The sequence below is a fragment of the Pseudomonas sp. Irchel s3h9 genome (assembly GCF_900187475.1).
GTDB lineage: Bacteria > Pseudomonadota > Gammaproteobacteria > Pseudomonadales > Pseudomonadaceae > Aquipseudomonas > Aquipseudomonas neuropathica.
In genome coordinates this window covers 65,985-83,758 of sequence record NZ_FYDH01000017.1, presented here as the reverse complement: position 1 = coordinate 83,758, position 17,774 = coordinate 65,985, and the positions used below count along the sequence as shown (strand labels likewise).

At 58.4% G+C, this 17,774-nt stretch carries 15 protein-coding genes; 2 read left to right on the top strand and 13 right to left on the bottom strand.

Annotation, left to right across the window (positions count from 1 at the left end; translation table 11 throughout):
• Positions 1–580: 580 nt before the first annotated feature.
• From CKW26_RS24715 to galE, 6 genes are all read right to left on the bottom strand, one after another.
• Positions 581–2,659 (bottom strand): YjbH domain-containing protein, encoded by a 2,079-nt coding sequence (locus CKW26_RS24715; protein ID WP_095050495.1) that lies wholly within the window; start codon positions 2,657–2,659, stop codon positions 581–583.
• Entirely contained in the window at positions 2,656–3,414 is a 759-nt protein-coding gene (locus CKW26_RS24710; RefSeq protein WP_095050494.1) for a capsule biosynthesis GfcC family protein, read from the bottom strand. The genes CKW26_RS24715 and CKW26_RS24710 overlap by 4 nt, the downstream gene beginning before the upstream one ends.
• Positions 3,414–4,079 (bottom strand): YjbF family lipoprotein, encoded by a 666-nt coding sequence (locus CKW26_RS24705; protein ID WP_095050493.1) that lies wholly within the window; start codon positions 4,077–4,079, stop codon positions 3,414–3,416. Before CKW26_RS24705 ends, CKW26_RS24710 begins: the two co-directional genes overlap by 1 nt.
• Before the next feature lie 11 nt (positions 4,080–4,090).
• Complete coding sequence (locus CKW26_RS24700; protein WP_052178248.1) at positions 4,091–5,152, bottom strand: polysaccharide biosynthesis/export family protein; 1,062 nt, start codon at positions 5,150–5,152, stop codon at positions 4,091–4,093.
• A gap of 144 nt (positions 5,153–5,296) precedes the next feature.
• Complete coding sequence (locus tag CKW26_RS24695) at positions 5,297–5,533, bottom strand: hypothetical protein (RefSeq protein WP_007910552.1); 237 nt, start codon at positions 5,531–5,533, stop codon at positions 5,297–5,299.
• Between the two features lie 230 nt (positions 5,534–5,763).
• Positions 5,764–6,780 carry a UDP-glucose 4-epimerase GalE gene (galE, locus tag CKW26_RS24690; protein WP_095050492.1) on the bottom strand — a complete coding sequence of 339 codons (1,017 nt, stop codon included), beginning with the start codon at positions 6,778–6,780 and terminating at the stop codon, positions 5,764–5,766.
• A gap of 389 nt (positions 6,781–7,169) precedes the next feature.
• Between galE and galU the strand changes: the two genes are divergently transcribed.
• Both galU and CKW26_RS24680 read left to right on the top strand, forming a co-directional pair.
• On the top strand, positions 7,170–8,003 hold the full coding sequence (gene galU, locus CKW26_RS24685) for a UTP--glucose-1-phosphate uridylyltransferase GalU (RefSeq protein ID WP_093433753.1): 834 nt from the start codon (positions 7,170–7,172) through the stop codon (positions 8,001–8,003).
• 29 nt (positions 8,004–8,032) lie between these two features.
• Entirely contained in the window at positions 8,033–8,437 is a 405-nt protein-coding gene (locus CKW26_RS24680) for a mannose-1-phosphate guanylyltransferase (RefSeq protein ID WP_095050491.1), read from the top strand.
• Between the two features lie 120 nt (positions 8,438–8,557).
• On the opposite strand, the gene CKW26_RS24670 is transcribed toward CKW26_RS24680, so the two are convergent.
• The 7 genes from CKW26_RS24670 to CKW26_RS24640 all read right to left on the bottom strand — a co-directional run bounded on the left by CKW26_RS24670 (position 8,558) and on the right by CKW26_RS24640 (position 17,736).
• Positions 8,558–9,688: a GDSL-type esterase/lipase family protein gene (locus CKW26_RS24670; protein WP_095050489.1), complete on the bottom strand. Its 1,131-nt coding sequence runs from the start codon at positions 9,686–9,688 to the stop codon at positions 8,558–8,560.
• Between the two features lie 186 nt (positions 9,689–9,874).
• Positions 9,875–10,921 carry an acyltransferase family protein gene (locus CKW26_RS24665; protein ID WP_095050488.1) on the bottom strand — a complete coding sequence of 349 codons (1,047 nt, stop codon included), beginning with the start codon at positions 10,919–10,921 and terminating at the stop codon, positions 9,875–9,877.
• Positions 10,922–10,933: 12 nt separating this feature from the next.
• A complete protein-coding gene (locus CKW26_RS24660) occupies positions 10,934–12,037 on the bottom strand; it encodes a hypothetical protein (RefSeq protein ID WP_095050487.1) in 1,104 nt (367 codons plus the stop codon).
• A complete protein-coding gene (locus tag CKW26_RS24655; protein WP_095050486.1) occupies positions 12,028–13,260 on the bottom strand; it encodes an oligosaccharide flippase family protein in 1,233 nt (410 codons plus the stop codon). Before CKW26_RS24655 ends, CKW26_RS24660 begins: the two co-directional genes overlap by 10 nt.
• Positions 13,257–14,369 (bottom strand): polysaccharide pyruvyl transferase family protein, encoded by a 1,113-nt coding sequence (locus CKW26_RS24650; protein ID WP_095050485.1) that lies wholly within the window; start codon positions 14,367–14,369, stop codon positions 13,257–13,259. The genes CKW26_RS24655 and CKW26_RS24650 overlap by 4 nt, the downstream gene beginning before the upstream one ends.
• Before the next feature lie 15 nt (positions 14,370–14,384).
• Complete coding sequence (locus CKW26_RS24645) at positions 14,385–15,467, bottom strand: glycosyltransferase (RefSeq protein ID WP_095050484.1); 1,083 nt, start codon at positions 15,465–15,467, stop codon at positions 14,385–14,387.
• Between the two features lie 40 nt (positions 15,468–15,507).
• Positions 15,508–17,736, bottom strand: a complete 2,229-nt coding sequence (locus CKW26_RS24640; RefSeq protein ID WP_095050483.1) for a polysaccharide biosynthesis tyrosine autokinase — start codon at positions 17,734–17,736, stop codon at positions 15,508–15,510.
• Positions 17,737–17,774: the final 38 nt, after the last annotated feature.

Here is a 17,774-nt window from a genome sequence, read left to right as displayed (position 1 = left end):
CAGCTCCCACAGGGATTCGGGATTGGCTCGGGATTTGTGGCGTGACAAATAACCAATGTAGGAGTGAGCCTGCTCGCGATGGCGGTGGGTCAGCCAATATCAATATTGAATATGCCGACCTCATCGCTGGCAAGCCAGCTCCCACAGGGATTCGGGATTGGCTCGGGATTTGTGGCGTGACAAATAACCAATGTAGGAGTGAGCCTGCTCGCGATGACGGTGGGTCAGCCAATATCAATATTGAATGTGCCGACCTCATCGCTGGCAAGCCAGCTCCCACAGGGATTCGGGATTGGCTCGGGATTTGTGGCGTGACAAATAACCAATGTAGGAGTGAGCCTGCTCGCGATGACGGTGTGTCAGGCAACAGGGATTGTCGACTGGTTTGACGCTATCGCGAGCAGGCGAAGGCCTACAGGGGATTTGTGGTTGGCTCAAGCCTTGTGGCTAGACACATAACCTGTGGGAGCTGGCTTGCCAGCGATGGCGGCGGGTCAGCCAATATCAATATTGAATGTGTCGACCTCATCGCTGGCAAGCCAGCTCCCACAGGTTTCAGAGGTGCTTCGGATATCCGCGCTTACTCCGTGATCTTCTCGAAATTCCGATAAAACATGTCCCCTTCCCGGCTATCGGTCATCGAGTGCAATTGGTAGCTGCGGCTCAGTCGCGCGCCACCGTCACGGGTCAGCGGGGCCCAGACCAGGTTGGCGCGACGCATGGTCGACATGCTCATCATTTCGTCGAACGGGATCGACAGGTAGATGCCTTTGTCGAAACTACCTTCGCCATACTCCGCACTGCCCGCCGTGGTGATCGTCGCCCACGCACCAAAACGCACGCCATTGAAGAATTCGCGCGAGATGTCCAGCGTACCGCCCCAGTCCCCGGCCAGATAACGGCCGACGCTAACCGCCGCCAACGTATCGAACGGCAAATCGGTATACGCCGTGACATGCCCGGTCACCACCGAGTAATCACGCAAAGCAAAACCCTGATCGAAATCGCGCTGACGCACCCAGTTCAGATCCGCCCCCACCGACCAGCGCTCACCGGTCGGGCGGAACAACACTTCACCGCCGACACCGGCAAACATCGACTCCAGATAACCGCCATACACCATCCCATACCAGTCTTTATCCAGTTGCTCGGCATGGCTGACCTGGAATAACGGCATGGTCGTGTTAGACGTGGTCAGGTACTGACGCAAATCCGTGCGCACACGCGGCAAGCCGCTCGGCGCGTCGTAGGTGAATTTATCGAAGTTGTTGGCCAGGTTGGCACTGAGCAAACCGCTCCACCAAGTGTTGCGGTTGAAACGGTATTCAGCGTCGGCATCGGCGCTCAATTGATAGAGCAAGCCATCCGGACCGCCGACGTTCTGCTTGAAGCCCAGCCCCACGCCATAGCTGAAATGCTGCGGTGCTTCGGTGTACAGGGTCTTCTCGTTGTGTGGCATCGCCGGGTTGATCTCGGTGGTGCGGTGCAGCGACTGCAGCGGCTCTTCGTTGTTGATCACCTCGCGGAAGGTCTGGCGCGGCAAACTGGTTTCTTCCAGCGGCAAGTCGTAGCGCTTGTTGACCACAGTGAACCAGTCGATGTCGTCGTTGACGCTGTTGTCGAGAATCCGGCTCGCCCGCCCGACAGCCTTGGACGAATGGAAGTAACGCTGCTGCTCGCCATAGACGATCAGCTCGGAATCACGCTGCGTAATGCGCTCGACCTTGTAGCCGGCATTCTGCTGCAAACGCTGCGAGACGTTGGCCCAGTTGACCTGATCCATCGCCGTGGTCGGTGCCTTCGCCGGCAGCGGTTCCGGGGTCGGGTCGTAGGTCTTGGCCGGCGCTTTGCGGCTGACGAAATTGGTGTGGAAGGTCACGCCGAACATCGCCGTATTACCGCGCTCCCACGCCGCGCTGACATCGACCGAATCGGTCACCTTGAATACCGCGCCAAGGTTGATCGGCGAGTCCTGTTTGATCTCGTTGTCCTTCGGCTCATGCTTGTAGTCGTTGCCTTCGAATTCGAGTTTCAGGCTGAGACGATCCCACGGCGTCTGATAGCTCACGCCACCGAAGAACGACGGCCGGCCACGGAAGTACGAACCCGAGTTGACGTCACCGGTGCCCTCGAGGGCCGGACGGGTATCGAAGCGATCGCTGACATAGCCCAACGGGTTGTCGATGTCGCCGCGATTACCGAGGTAACCCCAGGCAATCCCGGCGCTGAAATCAAAGTTGTCGTAGCGTTTGTTGGCGACGAAAAATTCACTGGAGAACAGACCGGTACCACCGATATCTCGGAAGCCCAGGGCCACATCGGGTAGCCAGTGACTTTCCTGCCACAGCCGGACTTTGACGTCGACCGCCTTGTCCTTATAGCTTTGACTACCGCTGAGGGCCTCCGAGCCGTACGGCCGGTTGGTGATCGCGGTGTAGCGGAACGAGCCTTCGAGCCAGTCCAGCGGCTGCAGCGAAACGCTGTAGCGGCTGTACGGTTCGGTGCGGTTGGCGTTGACGCTCAACTCGCCGGCCGGGGCCATGCGCGCGGTCGGCGTCTGCAAAAGACCGGTGCCACCGAAGTCATTCTGGGTAATGCGCGGCTCGGCATGAGCCAGACCGCAGGGCAATAACAACACAGCTGCAAAACGTAACTTCAACGAACCACCTCGGCCAGCTGCGTGGCAATGAATTCGGCCAACTGCTGATTCAGCTCAGGAAGAGGCGGATCAAGATCATCATTTTTCAACGGCACCAGAATCTTGCTGCCGGCCACGGGAAAGTGTCCGGACTCGCGATTCCAGTGGGCGATACCGACACGTTGCGACGCGCCGTTGGGCTGGATCAGCCACAGGTAATCGGCTTCGGCATCGGCCAGAATCGAACAGCCTTGCAGATACTCACGGGCCTCCTGCAACGGCTGATACGGCAAGCGGCACGGCTCGGCGACGGCACCGAGCACTTGCACTTCGTCGACGCGCTTCGGATAGATCAGACGATCGCCGTCATCGAGGCGAATGTTGCGCGCGAAGCCGACTTCCAACGCCACCGGATCGAGATCGGCGATCTGCCGCCCCGTTACCGGCATCTGCCGCACTTGTTCGGCAATGCGCTGCGCCAGTGCCGCCCGACTCGGCCGGTCGAACAGCATCGACATGCGTTGCAGCACATCCAGATCAAACAGCACACCGACCTTGAGCCGTGTCTGCTCCTCAATCAGCGACTGCCGCAGCAAGCCGCCCGCCAGCCAATAGCCTTCGGCATTCGGCACCGCTTCGCTGATCACATCGAGCAAGCGCCCACCCGGTGGCAACGCGACCGGCCCGGGATTGGCGACATCACCCGACACCGTGACGGCCGCCTGACTCACACTCGCGACCAGCATCAAGCTCGCCGATAACATTTTCAGGCGCATCACGGCAGGTGCCTGCGATCAGGGGTCAGTTGCACGACCTTGACGCGCAACTGCGACGTCAGCTGCTGCTCGCTCTGCAAGATGAAACCGTCACGCGGGTCGACCCAGTAACGATTGGTCGCGCTCAGGCCGATGGCCGGGGCGTCAATCTGCTCATCGACACGCAGCACGGTGTATTCCTTGTCGAGAATCTGCAGGGTCTGTTCGGAACGGCGGGAGAAGCGGCTGTTGACGATCACCCCGACTTCCTGACCTTTGTAGAGGTCGATCCAGCGCCGAGTGGTGAAACCGTCAGCGACGTGATGCAGGCCCTGTTTGAACGGCGAGTCATCGGCCAGCCGCGTGCCATCGAGATCGCCTTCCAGACCCAAGCCAATGCTGCGTACGGCGAGGCCATTGCGCAGCAGTAACACTTGTTTACCGGAGGCGACCCAGAACTGCAGGTCTTCCCGTTCGCGCACCAGCGCCAGCACGCCGGAGCCGGACGGCGTGGTCAGTTTCAGTTGCGGGTAATTGACCCCGGCCACTTCGGCCGCCGACACGTCGACCTCATCCGGGCCGACGACCGCCGCTTTAAGGTTATTTAACGAAGCGCTCATCAGCGGGTTACAGCCGCACAGCAACGAGGCCGCCATCAGGCACAGGCCAACTTTCAAAATGTTCAAAGTCGGCGACCTTATTTGCTGTTGTTACTGTATTCGCTCCAGTTCTTCGCAGCGGAAGCGCCAGTGCCGACAATCGATGCCGACGGCACCAATTGGCTGATCAGACGGTTCCAGCGAGTCACGTTCGCAGGCCCGACATACACCACGTCTTGCGGGCGCACTTCGAAGTGCGAAGCGAGGGCCATGGCGGTCGGCGATTCGGCTTCCAGCTGGTAGATCTTCGCCGGTTCGACATCAAGGTTTTCCACGCCACGAATGACATACACAGCGTTGCCATTGGAGGTGGTCTGAGCCAGGCCGCCAACCGAACCCAGCACGTCGGTGAGGTTCATCGTCGCGGTCTTGAAACTCAGTGCACGCGGTTGGTTGACCTCGCCCATCACGTAGATGCGCTTGTTGTCGTTGTACGGCAGATACAGCTGATCGCCACCCTTGAGGTAGACGTTCTGCAACTCGGAATCCTGCTGATTGAGCGAGTCGAGATTGAGCGGATAAGTGCGGCCCTTACGCGTCAGCAACAGCCCGGACAAATCGGCGTTGTTGGTGTCGATGCCGGCCGAACCGAGGGCTTCGACCACGCTCAGCGGATTGGTGGAAATCGCTTGCGGGCCGGCCTTGGTTACCGCGCCGGTCACCACGACTTTCTGGCTGGCGAAACGCAACACCGCGACATCTACTTGCGGCTCGGCGATAAACGCCGACAGCCGTTGTTCAATGTCCGAGCGCAGTTGCTGGATGGTCCGGCCAGTGGCCTGGACTTCCTTGATGAACGGGTAATAGAGCGTGCCATCGGAGCGCACCAGACGGCCGTTGGCATCGATCTGTTGTTGCGCGCCGGACGGGGCCGTCAGCTCAGGGTGATCCCACACGGTGATATACAGAACATCATTGTTGCCGATGCGGTATTCGGCCGGCGTCGCCAACAGCTCCGGCGGCAGCGACTCACGCTTCTGCGTGGCGCGGTTCATGGCAATCAGCTTCGGCGTGATCGGAATCAGCTCGACCCGGCTGCTTTCGCTGGCACCCTGGCGGGTGATGTCACTGGTGCTGAGGTATTGACCGGGGGAAAACATGCAACCTTGCAAAGCGAGACTTGCCAACATTAAAAGATAAACACTACGAGTCATAATGGCACTACGCTATTCAAGGGCGAATCCAAAAACAAAGTCACCCGACTTGCGTCGGGCGACCTTGTACTGCACTAACAGAACTTCCTGTTAGTTATGCGTGCCGGTTGTACCGGTGGTACCCGTCGTACCGGTGGTACCGCCGTTGGCACTGCCACCGCTGTTAGACGCCGCTACAGCACTGGCAACCATTGCAGTACTGGCTGCGGGCGCTTGAGAAGCCGCCACGTTGCCACCTACATTGGTTACCGCTGTCAACGGTGCTTCAGCGGCGGCAGCCCAGTTGCTCAACATCGTCAACAGGGCAACTGCCATCACTTTTTTCATATCAACTCCTTTCTAACATTCGACCTGTTAAAAAACCGGCCTGAGTTAGCGGTGGTGAGTTCAAGTCCGCAAAAAGCGCGAACATGATCCGTCGTTCTTTCACAGTCTTACCCAACTGATAAAAGTCGAACGGCAGGTTTATATCTACGGATTTGCAAAAGGCATTGCCAGTGTAATTTCCCGACGTTATCTAACAACCTGACTGAAAATAACATTGGACTAAATGGCCATCATCGCGAGTAGCCTTGGGGATGGTTCGATTGCCAGCGCCAAGTATCAGTGACCATGTCCTGCAAGTTGCGCGTGGCTTTCCAGCCCAGCTCTTTTGCCGCCTTGGAGGCGTCGGCCCAACTCTCGGCGATATCCCCGGAGCGGCGCGGCATCATCCGGTACGGCACCGGTTGCCCGCAGGCCTGCTCGAAAGCGTGGAGCACCTGCAGCACGCTGTAGCCATCGCCGGTGCCGAGGTTCCAGGTATGAATGCCGCTGCGTTCGGAGATCGACTGCAACGCCTTCAAATGCCCGTCGGCCAGATCGACGACGTGGATGTAATCGCGCACGCCCGTGCCATCGATTGTCGGGTAATCGTTGCCGAAGATCGACAGCTCTTGCAGGCTGCCAACCGCCACCTGACTGATGTACGGCACCAGATTATTCGGGATGCCATTGGGGTCTTCGCCCATATGACCGCTATGGTGCGCGCCGATCGGGTTGAAGTAGCGCAGCAACGCGATGCTCCAGCGTGGCTCGGCCAGGCTCAAGTCACGCAGGACGTTTTCAACGATCAGCTTGGACTGGCCGTAGGGATTGGTCGGATTGCCGGTGGGAAAATCCTCGCGAATCGGCATCTGCTCGGGCTCGCCATACACCGTGGCCGACGAGCTGAACACCAGGCGGAACACCCCCGCCGCCGCCATTGCCTGACACAGATTGATGCTGCCGCTGACATTGGTTTCGTAGTACTCGAGCGGCTTGCGCACGCTCTCGCCGACCGCTTTCAGGCCGGCAAAATGCAGCACCGCTTCGATGTTGTGCTCGCGGAATATCCGGTCGAGCAGTGCCCGGTCACAGACATCGCCACGGATCATCCAGGCACTCTTGCCACAAATGCCTTCAACCGCGTGCAACGCGGCTTCGCTGCTGTTGCAAAGGTTATCCAGTACGACAACTTCATAACCGGCTTCAAGCAATGCAAGTGTGGTATGCGAGCCGATATAGCCGGCGCCACCCGTTACCAGAATCTTCATAGTGCTATCCGTCTTTGGATGAGTGACAAGTAGCGTGTCAAGCCTGTTTTATTGAAGATGTGTTACACTCCACACAAACAGGCGACAACAACCGAAAACAAAACTAGTTCAATGACTGGCAATAAATATTTTTGCAGGTCACACTGTATTGCTCGTTACTTATTAGCACTCCCTGTGCGCTCATCACTATCAACAGATACCGACTAAAAATAACTAATAAAGCATTCGCCGACATCTCATAACATTGTCATGTTTTACCGACCCAACTAATTGCCATTAACAACCTGACTCAGGTATTAAAGTAGGCCTTCAATCAATATTGAAACTTGCAGCCATTGTTTATGGCTCGCATCCGTCGCCTGTGTTCCATGACTGTCCAGGATACTTTTATGATTCGTAAATGTTTGTTCCCCGCTGCCGGCTATGGCACGCGTTTCCTGCCGGCTACCAAAGCCATGCCGAAAGAGATGCTGCCGATCGTCAACAAGCCGTTGATCGAGTACGCCGTTGAAGAAGCGCGGGACGCCGGCCTGCAACACATGGCCATCGTCACCGGTCGCGGCAAGCGTGCGCTGGAAGACCATTTCGACATCAGCTACGAACTTGAACACCAGATTCGCGGCACCGAGAAAGAGAAATTCCTCGCCGGCACCCGCGAGCTGATCGACACCTGCACCTTCTCCTACACCCGTCAGGTGGAAATGAAAGGTCTGGGCCACGCGATTCTCAGCGGTCGTCCGCTGATCGGCGATGAGCCGTTTGCCGTGGTGCTGGCCGATGACCTGTGCCTGAACCTCGAAGGTGACGGCGTGCTTACGCAGATGATTGAGCTGTACAAGAAATTCCGCTGCTCGATCGTCGCCATCCAGGAAGTCCCGGCCGACCAGACCCACAAGTACGGGGTGATCGCCGGCGAGCTGATGTCCGACGGCATCTACCGCGTCAACAACATGGTGGAAAAACCGGCCCCGCAAGACGCGCCGTCGAACCTGGCAATCATTGGCCGCTACATCCTAACCCCGGACATTTTCGATCTGATCGCCGACACCCAACCGGGCAAGGGCGGTGAAATCCAGATCACCGACGCACTGATGAAACAGGCGCAGAACGGTTGCGTGCTGGCCTACCAATTCAAAGGCCTGCGCTTTGACTGCGGTGACGCCGAGGGTTACTTGCAGGCAACCAATTTCTGCTACGAAAACGTCTATCTCAAGGGCCGCTGAGACGGCTCCCTTCACCCAACGAGGCCACCATGAACATTGCACAACATTCCGTAGAGATTGAACGCGAGGTGGGTAACCTCGGGGTGATGAGCTGGCTGTCCCGCCATCAGCCGTTGCCCAGCGCCAACGAGTCCTGGCTGGGCACAATTCTGCTGGTGGAGCGGATTGGCGTGTTTCCGGCGTCCGGTGATATCCGCCGGCCGCTGCGTGATCCCTATCCCCTGCTTGCTCATCTGAAAAAGCTGTATGGCGAGCAGGCGCTGGAAATGGATGACCGTGATGGGCTGAAGGTGATCTTCGGTGACTGGCGTTTTCGCGTGCGAATTTGCTGCAACGACCCGGCGATCATCATCAACGTTGAGACTCGGTGCGATACGCGGTTGATGCCGCAGAAGATTGCGGAGTTGCTCGAGCAAGTAGACGCCTTCGAATAACTCCCCTCACCTGATCGTTCCCACGCTCTGCGTGGGAATGCATCCAGTGACGCTCTGCGTCACCCAGCGAAGGGACGCGGAGCGTCCCGGGCGGCATTCCCACGCGGAGCGTGGGAACGATCAGTGTGGCGAAGCTTCGCAACCGCTTTGGGTGCCAGTGATCCAGCCATAAAAATAATCGGCAATGACCTTCCCGCCTGTGGCCGGCACCGGATGAATCTTGTCCGGGCCGATCATCGCCGCCGAGTAGCGTTTGACGTCAGGGCCGAACGCGCATTGCAGATTGGCGTAGCCCAGACGTTGCTCTCGCGCCCACGGCTCAAGCACCTGCGCATACGCCGACATCGGGTAAGCGCTGGAGCGCGTGGTGTCCTGACGCATGATCAGGTTGATGCTCGCCTGCGGTTGAATCTCGCGCAGCATGCCCACCAGCCCCTGAACGTTCTGCAGATACTGCGCAGGCTTCACGCCGAAACCCTGATCGTTGCCACCGAGCATGATCAGGTAAACATCCGCGGGGATCTTCGACACAGCAGCTTTCCACTGCACCTGCCATTGCGGATCCTGGTGATAGAAGTCCGCCGAGGCCGCACCGGAGGCTGCCAGTTTCGAAACCCGCACGCCATTCTGATCGTTACTCATCCACAGGCCGAACAACGTCGGCGCGCCTTTCACCACTTCCAGTTTGAAGGACCAGTCTTTCGCTGCCGAGAGGCCTGTCAGCGGTACTTCCTGCACGCCCGAACCTTCAAGCTTCAGGGGTTGCCAGTCTTGCGCGGGAGACCAGCGGTAGCGGATCTCGCTGGATTCGCCGTTGCCCAGATAAAGCAGTTTCGCCTGCGTGACAGCGGTATCGATGCGCGGCGTCGGACTCGCATCCACTTGCAACCATGCACCGGGACGGCCTGTCACCGTGCGACTGTCCGGACTCGCCTGGCCCAGGTCTGAAACCTTCCAGTCGCCGCCGAAGTACTTGTCACTGCTGCGGGTGTATTTGAAATGGGTGCCGCCCAGCGCCGCGCCGTGGTTGAAACCGACGTAACCCGGCCCGGCAAAACCCACTTCCCCGGCCACGCGCTGCACCAGTTTGTTCAGGTAAAAATCCTGTCCGGCGCTGTAGCTGTCGCCGATCACCGAGACCGACAACACCGCGCCAGCCTTGCCTTCACGCCACTGCGCAAAACGCTCGCGGGCATCGCCGACCTGAACCACCGACGCCGCGACGGGTTGAGCGTCATCTACTGCCAACATGCAAAATTTCCTTCAGTCTGAAATGGCCCACTGAATGCCGGGATGTACACAGATCAACTGTAGGAGTGAGCCTGCTCGCGATAGCGGTGGGTCAGGTAATGAAATGCTGACTGACAGACCGCAATCGCGAGCAGGCTCACTCCTACAGGGATTGTGTTCGATAAAGATCCGCTGCTCGCGAAGCTCTTAGCTGCTGTGGGTTTGCACCACTGGAGTGATGGGCGTCAAAGATTTCTTCTTCGCCGCCCGCTCCCCAAGGAACAGCACCGAAGTGAAATTGAACCGACTGAAAACCATCGACAACACCACCGGCCCGAGCAAGCCACAGCTCAAGCCACCGAGTACCAGCAGGCTTTCATCCTTTACTCCCAACCGTCCCAGCACAAACCGCGACGTCGCCGCAAACAACACATGAAACAAGAAAATCGCATACGAATAACCACCGAGCCACGTCAGCGCCTTCGACCGCACATCACTCGACAGCAAGGCGATGCAAGACACGCAACCCACGGTCAAACCAATCAGACTGCGACGATCGACAATCAACTCACGATCAATCGCCGCGACATACAACAGCGTCAGCGAGATCAGCACAAACACCAGCGGCCCGATCACCTTGAAGCGCTGCTTCAACACGTCGACATTTTCCTGGCCAATCATCCCCGCGACAAAAAACGGCAGCAGATAAATCGCACCGTTGATCCCGAACGCATCGAACTTGAACGGCGGCAGCAGAAACAACACTGCCGCAAACGCAAACAGCCCATACAAGCGCGTCGCCGAACGCAACATCCCGCGCCACTCCAGCAGCCCGACGAACATGAAAATGATGAACACCGCCTGCAGGAACCAGAAGTGGTTGATCGGCACCCAGAACGACAACAACGCGTCGATCACACCGACATCCTTGTTCACCCCCGGCCCCACCGCTTGCAACACCGAGAACGGCACACCGACGCAAAACAGCGGCACGATCAAGCGGCGCACCTTGCCGCTGAAGAACGCGGAAAAGTCGTTGCCACGAATTTTGTAGATCGAATAGATGTACCCGGAAATGAAGGTGAACAGCGGCATGCGCACGTACACCATCGAGTCGGCGATGACCCGGAAAGGCGAGCCGATATCGATCTTCAACCCGCCACCCAGCGGGCCGATGACGTGATAGAGCACCAGCAGCAGGCACGCCAGGCCGCGCAGGGTTTCGATCTCCAGGGACTTTTTCTTGCTCGACATAAAGCACCTGCCTCAATTCAGAATTCTTGATTCAACCTGCACCGGTTTGTTCGCCCGCAGCATCAAGCCCAGCCCCACGAACAACACCGGCACCACCATCGAGAAGTGCCGGGCGAAGGAGCCGAAGTCCGGCTCGAACAGGCCTTGCACCAGCAGAAACGCCAGCGGAATGGCGATCAGTTCCTTGGGTTTGGTCTGGATCGGCGCGCCCTTGTAGTCGGTCGAGGTGATGACTTTGAACAACAGCAACGCGGTCATGATCATCAACGCGACGAAGATCACCTGACCCGGGCCGGACAGCAGAATCAGCTCCACCGGGAATGACAAGCGGAAGAAAATGATCATCGAGTCCAGCGCCTGCGAAACGAAGTCGCTGCCGCTGAGCCACGACACGATCAACGATTTCGAGCCCTCCTCGCCCGCCGTGCGTAACTCGTTGTTACTGGCGCGGATCGACGACACCGGAAAGCCCAGGGCGAGCTGGATCGACATCGCCACCGCCAGATAAAACAAGAACAGCATCAGGAAGAACGTCGTGCGCGACACGTACTTTTTCATCACACAGACGCCGACCCACGACAGCGAAAACAGAATCCAGTAGGGCCGGATCAGCACGCCGTAGATCACTGCCGACAGGAAAAACCCACCGCGATATTTACGCGTCAGCGAGCTGAGCAAAATGCTCAATACCGCCACCGACACGATGATTTCCTTGGTCAGGTTCTCCAGGAAAAACGAACGCACAATTCCCCACAGACACAAGGTGCCGAAGATCGCCAACGGCATGCGCCGAAACACCACCACCGGTATCGCCGTGAGGAAAAAATTGCAGAACATGCCGTAGGCCCAGGCATTGGTCAGGTTGATCCCGGTGGGCCGCAGCAGGAACGCCGAACACTCGTAGGACGAGCGATCCGGCGAGAACGGGTTCCAGAAATTGCAGTTGTCGGCACGCGCGTAGGACGACCACAAGGTCATCGCATCCGGCCCAGGATCACGTGGGATCAACAGCGGCATCGCCACCGAGAGAAACAGCCCGGTGAAGAGGATCAGGAATGAGATCGACGAATCGAGTCGCTTGCCACGAAACTCGATGCACGGCAGCTTCAGGCCCATGACAACGCAGCCTTTTTCCCGGCCGTTGCGCGGGTCAGCACGGCAATCACCAGCAGTTGCACGATGATCGCGAAGACGTTGCCCCACGCCGCGCCGTAGATCGAATAGTGCTTGATCAACACATAGCTGACCGGCACCGAAATCAACAAACAAATGGCAGCGCTGGCCAGTGACACCCGGCTGTTTTTCGAAGCAATCAGACCGCCCCAGACGATGTCGCCAATCGCGCGCAAAGCGAAGGAAAAAATCAGCACGCCGAGGATCGCATTGTCCGGACGCGGCACGCTGGTGGCGACGTAATCGAGCACCACGTTGAAAAACACATAGATCGCCACCGCCACCGCCGCCGACACCACCAGCGAACGCATGACCCACTTGTTGACGAACAACTGCTTGACCGTGAACGCCTGCTGATCAGCCTGAAAACGCTTGGCCAACAGCGGAATCCCGACCACCGCCACCACCGCATACGACAGCGCCTGCAAGGTGTTGGCCGCTGACCACGCGTACACGTATTGACCCAGTTTGGCGTACGGTTCGAGGTCGGCGATCAGAAACCGCTCGGCGTACTGACTCAACGCGATCAACCCGGTGCCGAGGTAAAACGGTAATCCCGCTTTCCACACAGTAGCAGTGGCCAGTGTCCCGGCTTCTCGGCCGTGATGAACGTTCACCACGATCAGGTAACCGGCGATGATCACCAGCACGTTGGCGACCACCCACAGCCACAACACACTGGCGATTCCCGAGACCCAACCGAGCATCATCCCGCCAACGGCCAACACCGCCCATAGGCCGGTCTTGATGAAAAACAACAGCGCACCGGCCGTGGCTTTCTGCGCGGAAAACACGAACGAGTTGATCTCGAACGACAGGTGCTCAGTGAGCAACACCAGCGTCACGCAGAGAATCAGCGCGGCGCTCGCTTCAACTGTCTGGAACAGTGAATAAATCAGCACCGTCACCACCGACAGCACCAGCCCCACCGCTAGATACAGCAGCAGAACCTTGTCGACCACGCGGCGCGAACTGCCGCCGACGCTGATCAACCGATTGATCTCGGAACTGAAACCGACGCTGTAGAACTTCGACGCAATCAGCGACGCCGCGACCACCACACCGTAAAAACCCAGCGCTTCATACCCGAGGTAATGGGTGATCGCCAACACCAGCAAAAACTTCGCGCCCAATGCACCGCCACGAAGCAGTAGCCGAAATATCATCGAACGACACCTTTGATGATCTCGTCCATGGCCACGGTTTTTGCCTCGATCTCACGGCAGGTATCTGTCAGGCGTTTGCCGAAGTTAGACAGCGCATTCTGCGCGTAAACCGTGTCGATGATGGTGTCGACGTTGATGTCGCCGCCGTTGATCACCCAGTCTTCCACGCCCATGTCCTGATAGGCGCCGAAGCCTTTGCGTTCGTAGCTGATGTGGTACGCCGGCACGCCGGAGAGCAGCGACTCGATGGCGCCGTGCAGGCGCACGGAAATCACCAGGTCCGGCTGGTATTTGGCAATCGTTGCTTTCAACGACAACAGGTCTTCGCTGATGCCCAACTCGCGATAGAACGCGCCGTCATCGTTGCCGCGTACCGCGCTCTGTACGGCGCAGACCACTTTGCTTTTGTTCTTCAGGCGCTGCAGCAGCAACTTCAGATTGGCGACGTAAGCGACTTTCTTTTCCTTGCTCCACTCCGGCGGCTTGCGCAGCACCACGCAGACTGTGGCTGGCGACGACGCGCAGCGGGTGAATTTTGCTTGCTGAAGGATTTTGCTCGCCAGCGATTGCACGGCCAGATCCGGCGCGCGGTAGACGTTTGCGCAGGCATCGAAAATGGCCGAAGAGCGGTTGTCACGGACGAATACCGCGTCGGCGCTGGCGTAATGCTCGACGATCTTGCTGCTTTCGCCATGGAACGGGCCGATGCTTTGCGGCAGGTACACCGACGGCACTTTGCTGAGGATCGCGGTTTCCAGTTGCTTGGCGTGGCCGAGTTTCAGCTTGATATGTTCGAAAGCACTTTTCGAGCGCATGTAGCCGCCGCCGACGCCGACGATCAGGTCGGTTTTCTTCAACAGATCCGCCAGCCCGGCGTAGGACTGGTTGAGGAACACCGCTTGCTTGACCCGGCCCAAACCCTTGGCCGCCATCACCGGCGCGTCGAAACGCGGGTGCGGCAAATAGCTGAAAGAATCCGGATCGGAAGCCACGACACTGATCGCGGTGTCTTCGCCAAAGTTGCGCTGCACCAGGGCAATGGCCAGATCGACGAGCAAGCCGTCACCGGAGTTGGACGCACTGTAGCCATGCAAAATCGTTACGTTCATATGCTTGAGTTCTACTTAAAAAGTGGGAGCGCGATACAGGTCGTAGGTCTGGCGAATCATCAACGCGGCGCTGAAACGCTCGCGGACAATGCTCCGTCCTTCGTTGCCGAGGTCGAGCAAGCGTGGCTTCTGGATAATCGTCAGCACGTCGGCCAATGCCTGGTGATCACCGGACGGGAAGACATAACCGGAGACTTCATTGGTGACCAGTTCCGGTAGCGAGGTGCAGTTGCTGGCGATTACCGGCAAACCCATGGCCATGCCCTCCAGCGGCACCATGGCGAAACCTTCCCAGCGACTCGGCACAATCAGCGCATCGGCTTTCTGATACAGCGCCTGCACTTCGCTCGGCGTGACCCATGGCAGGTATTCAACAGAGTCCATCGGCGGGCACTCCACCGCGTCCTCGTTCACCGCACTGCCGACCACGGTCAGCTTCAAGTCTTTGCGCTGCACGTTGGCGAAGGCCTTGAGCAACACGTCGAAGCCTTTCTGATAATCGAGGCGACCGACGAAGAGCAGATGAATCGGCTCGGGACTCGCCGCTTTCGGCGCGTCATCCTTGTGGTGAATGCCGTTGTAGATCAGCTTCATGCGCTTGCGCTCGATGCCGAAACGCGCGGCTTTGTCGAGTTCGTACTGGCTGACGCAAATGATCACATCGGTGACTTTCTGCAGCACCCGCTCGATCCACGCATAGACTTTCTGCTTGGTCGGCGAGCTTTCCATCAAGAACGAAAACGCGTGCGGGCAGTAGACGATTTTCGGCTTGCGCCACGGTCGCAGCAGCACACATACGCACCGGCCGATCACCCCGGAAAAGGTGCTGTGCAAATGCACCACGTCGGGTTTTTCCTTGAGCATCACCTGGGTCAAACGCCAGGCAAAACGCAGCAACGACGGCACGTTGCGCCCGGTGCGGGGAAAGGTGCGGATCTGCTGCGCGCCGATACCGTGCAACTCTTTGGCCTGATCATCCGGGACCAGATACACCAGCTCGTAGTTCGCCGCATCGCCTTCAGGCGAAGCCGAAATCGTCCGGATCACCGTCGCGACGCCACCTTTGATCGTCTCTGCCACGTGCAGTATTTTCTTCACAAATCACCCACTTCAAACAGGAAAAAACAGTCGCTGACAGTCAGGATTTGTCGGACGCGTATTCGTAGTTGTAATAGCCGTAACCGCCATTGCCGTAGTAGCTGGCCGCACGCTTCTCGACGCCGTTGAACACCGCGCCTTTCAACTCGATGCCGTTCTGCGCGAAGCGGCGAATGGTCAGTTCGATCTCTTTGGCCGGGTTCACCCCGAAGCGCGTGACGATCAGGCTGATCCCGGCTTCACGGCCGACGATGGCCGCATCGGTCACCGCCAGCAGCGGCGGCGTATCGATGATCACCAGGTCGTAGCGCTCGCTCAGTTCCGCCAACAGCTCGCGGAAGTTGGCGTGCATCAACAGCTCGGAAGGATTCGGCGGCACCTGGCCACGGCTGATGAAGTGCAGGTTGTCGATTTCGACCTTGTTGATTGCCTGATCGATGCTGCAGCGCTTGACCAGCAGATCGGACAAGCCGTTGGTGATCGGCGTGTTGAGGGTTTTGTGCAGGTGACCTTTGCGCATGTCGGCATCGATCAGCACCACACGCTGACCGCTCAACGCCATGACCGCGGCGAGGTTGGACGAGACGAAGGTCTTGCCGACCTGTGGGCTCGGCCCGGAAATCATGATGCGGTTGTTGGTCGAATCGAGCCCAGCGAAATGCAGGCAGGTGCGCAGGCTGCGGATCGATTCAATCGACAGATCCGTGGGATTACGCAGGGCCAGCAGGTACGCCGGTTTGTCGACACCGTCGCGGGCGCGGCCTTTTTTGTTGTCTTCTTCATCCTGCAAGGCGCTGTACGGAATCGACGCGTACACCGGCAAACCGAGTTGCTCGATGGCTTCCGGGCCTTCCAGACCACGGCTCAGGGATTTGCGCAGCAGCACCAGCGCCACGCCGACAAAAGCGCCGAGGAAGGTGGCGATCAGCACGATCAGGGCTTTTTTCGGTTTGACCGGACTGGTCAGGTCGACATCCGCTGCGTCGACCAGACGCACGTTACCCACGGCACCGGCGCGGACGATGTCCAGCTCCTGGGATTTGTTCAGCAACTGCGTGTAGATCTGCGACGCCACTTCGACATCGCGGGTCAGGTTGAGCAGCTCTTGTTGCGTGGCAGGCAGATCACCAACCTTGCCTTCCAGCGACTTCTGTTGCTGGGTCAGTTCGCCGATCTGGCTCATCAACGCGCGATAGGCCGGGTGCTGTTTGGTGAACTTGCGATCCATCTCCGCCTGCTGCATTTTCAGCTCGGAGATCCGCGTTTCCAGCGCTACCGACTGACCGAGCACCGACTGGGTTTCCAGCGAGATGTTCACGGTCTTGCCGTGGGTCTGATAGGCGTTCAGCGCATCGCTGGCCTTGGCCAGATCACGCTTGACCTGCGGCAACTGGCTTTGCAGGAAAGCCAGACTCTGCGCTGCTTCCGCCGAGGTGCGGCGCACGTTCTGATCGACGTACAGCGCGGCGATCTTGTTGAGGATCTTCACCGCTTCGGCGGCGTCGCTGCTGGCCAGCGCCAGTTTGATAATCCCCGATTCCTTGCCCTGTTCGGAGATATCCAGTGCGTCCTGATAGCCCTGAATGGTCACGATTCGCGGATTGCGCACCACTTCGAAACGCGTACCGGGATTCGCCAACAACTGGGTGATTTGCCCTTCTACGCCATCCTGCGCGAAGGCTTCACCGGCGACGCCTTCCACCAGCAGGTTGTCGTTGTCATCGAGTAACTGGAAGTACTTCTGTTCCCCGGCGATCAGGGTGAGTTTCTTGCCCAACAGTTCTTTCGGCAGATTGAGCCGGGCGAACTCCAGACGCTCACCACCCCAGGCGTAACTGTTCAGACCGAAACGCGGCGCCGCGACACTGGTTTCAGTCTCGCCGCGATAACGCCGGGCGAGAAAGCCGCCAATCATCGGGAAGGTGTTGGGGGTGACATCGATGTCCAGCCGCAGGTCGTCGACGGTTTTGCCGATCACCGCGCGGGATTTGATGATGCCGATTTCGGTCACCGACGGCGATTGCCCACCGAGCATGCTGTTGAGGTCGGAAAACCCGAGCATGTCGTTCTTCTTCGGCTCGACCTGCACCAGCGCATTGGCCAGGTACACGGGCGTGGCCAAAACCGCGCACGCGACACCGGTGACCATGAAGGCGCCGGTGAGCGCGCCGATCAACCATTTCTGGTCGATCAAACTGCCGAATATGCCGAGAAGATCAATACTGTCTTGATCATTGTCGCGGGTGCCGATGACGGACGGTAACTGCATAAGTCTGTTCTTACCATTCATTGATCTGAAGAATATTC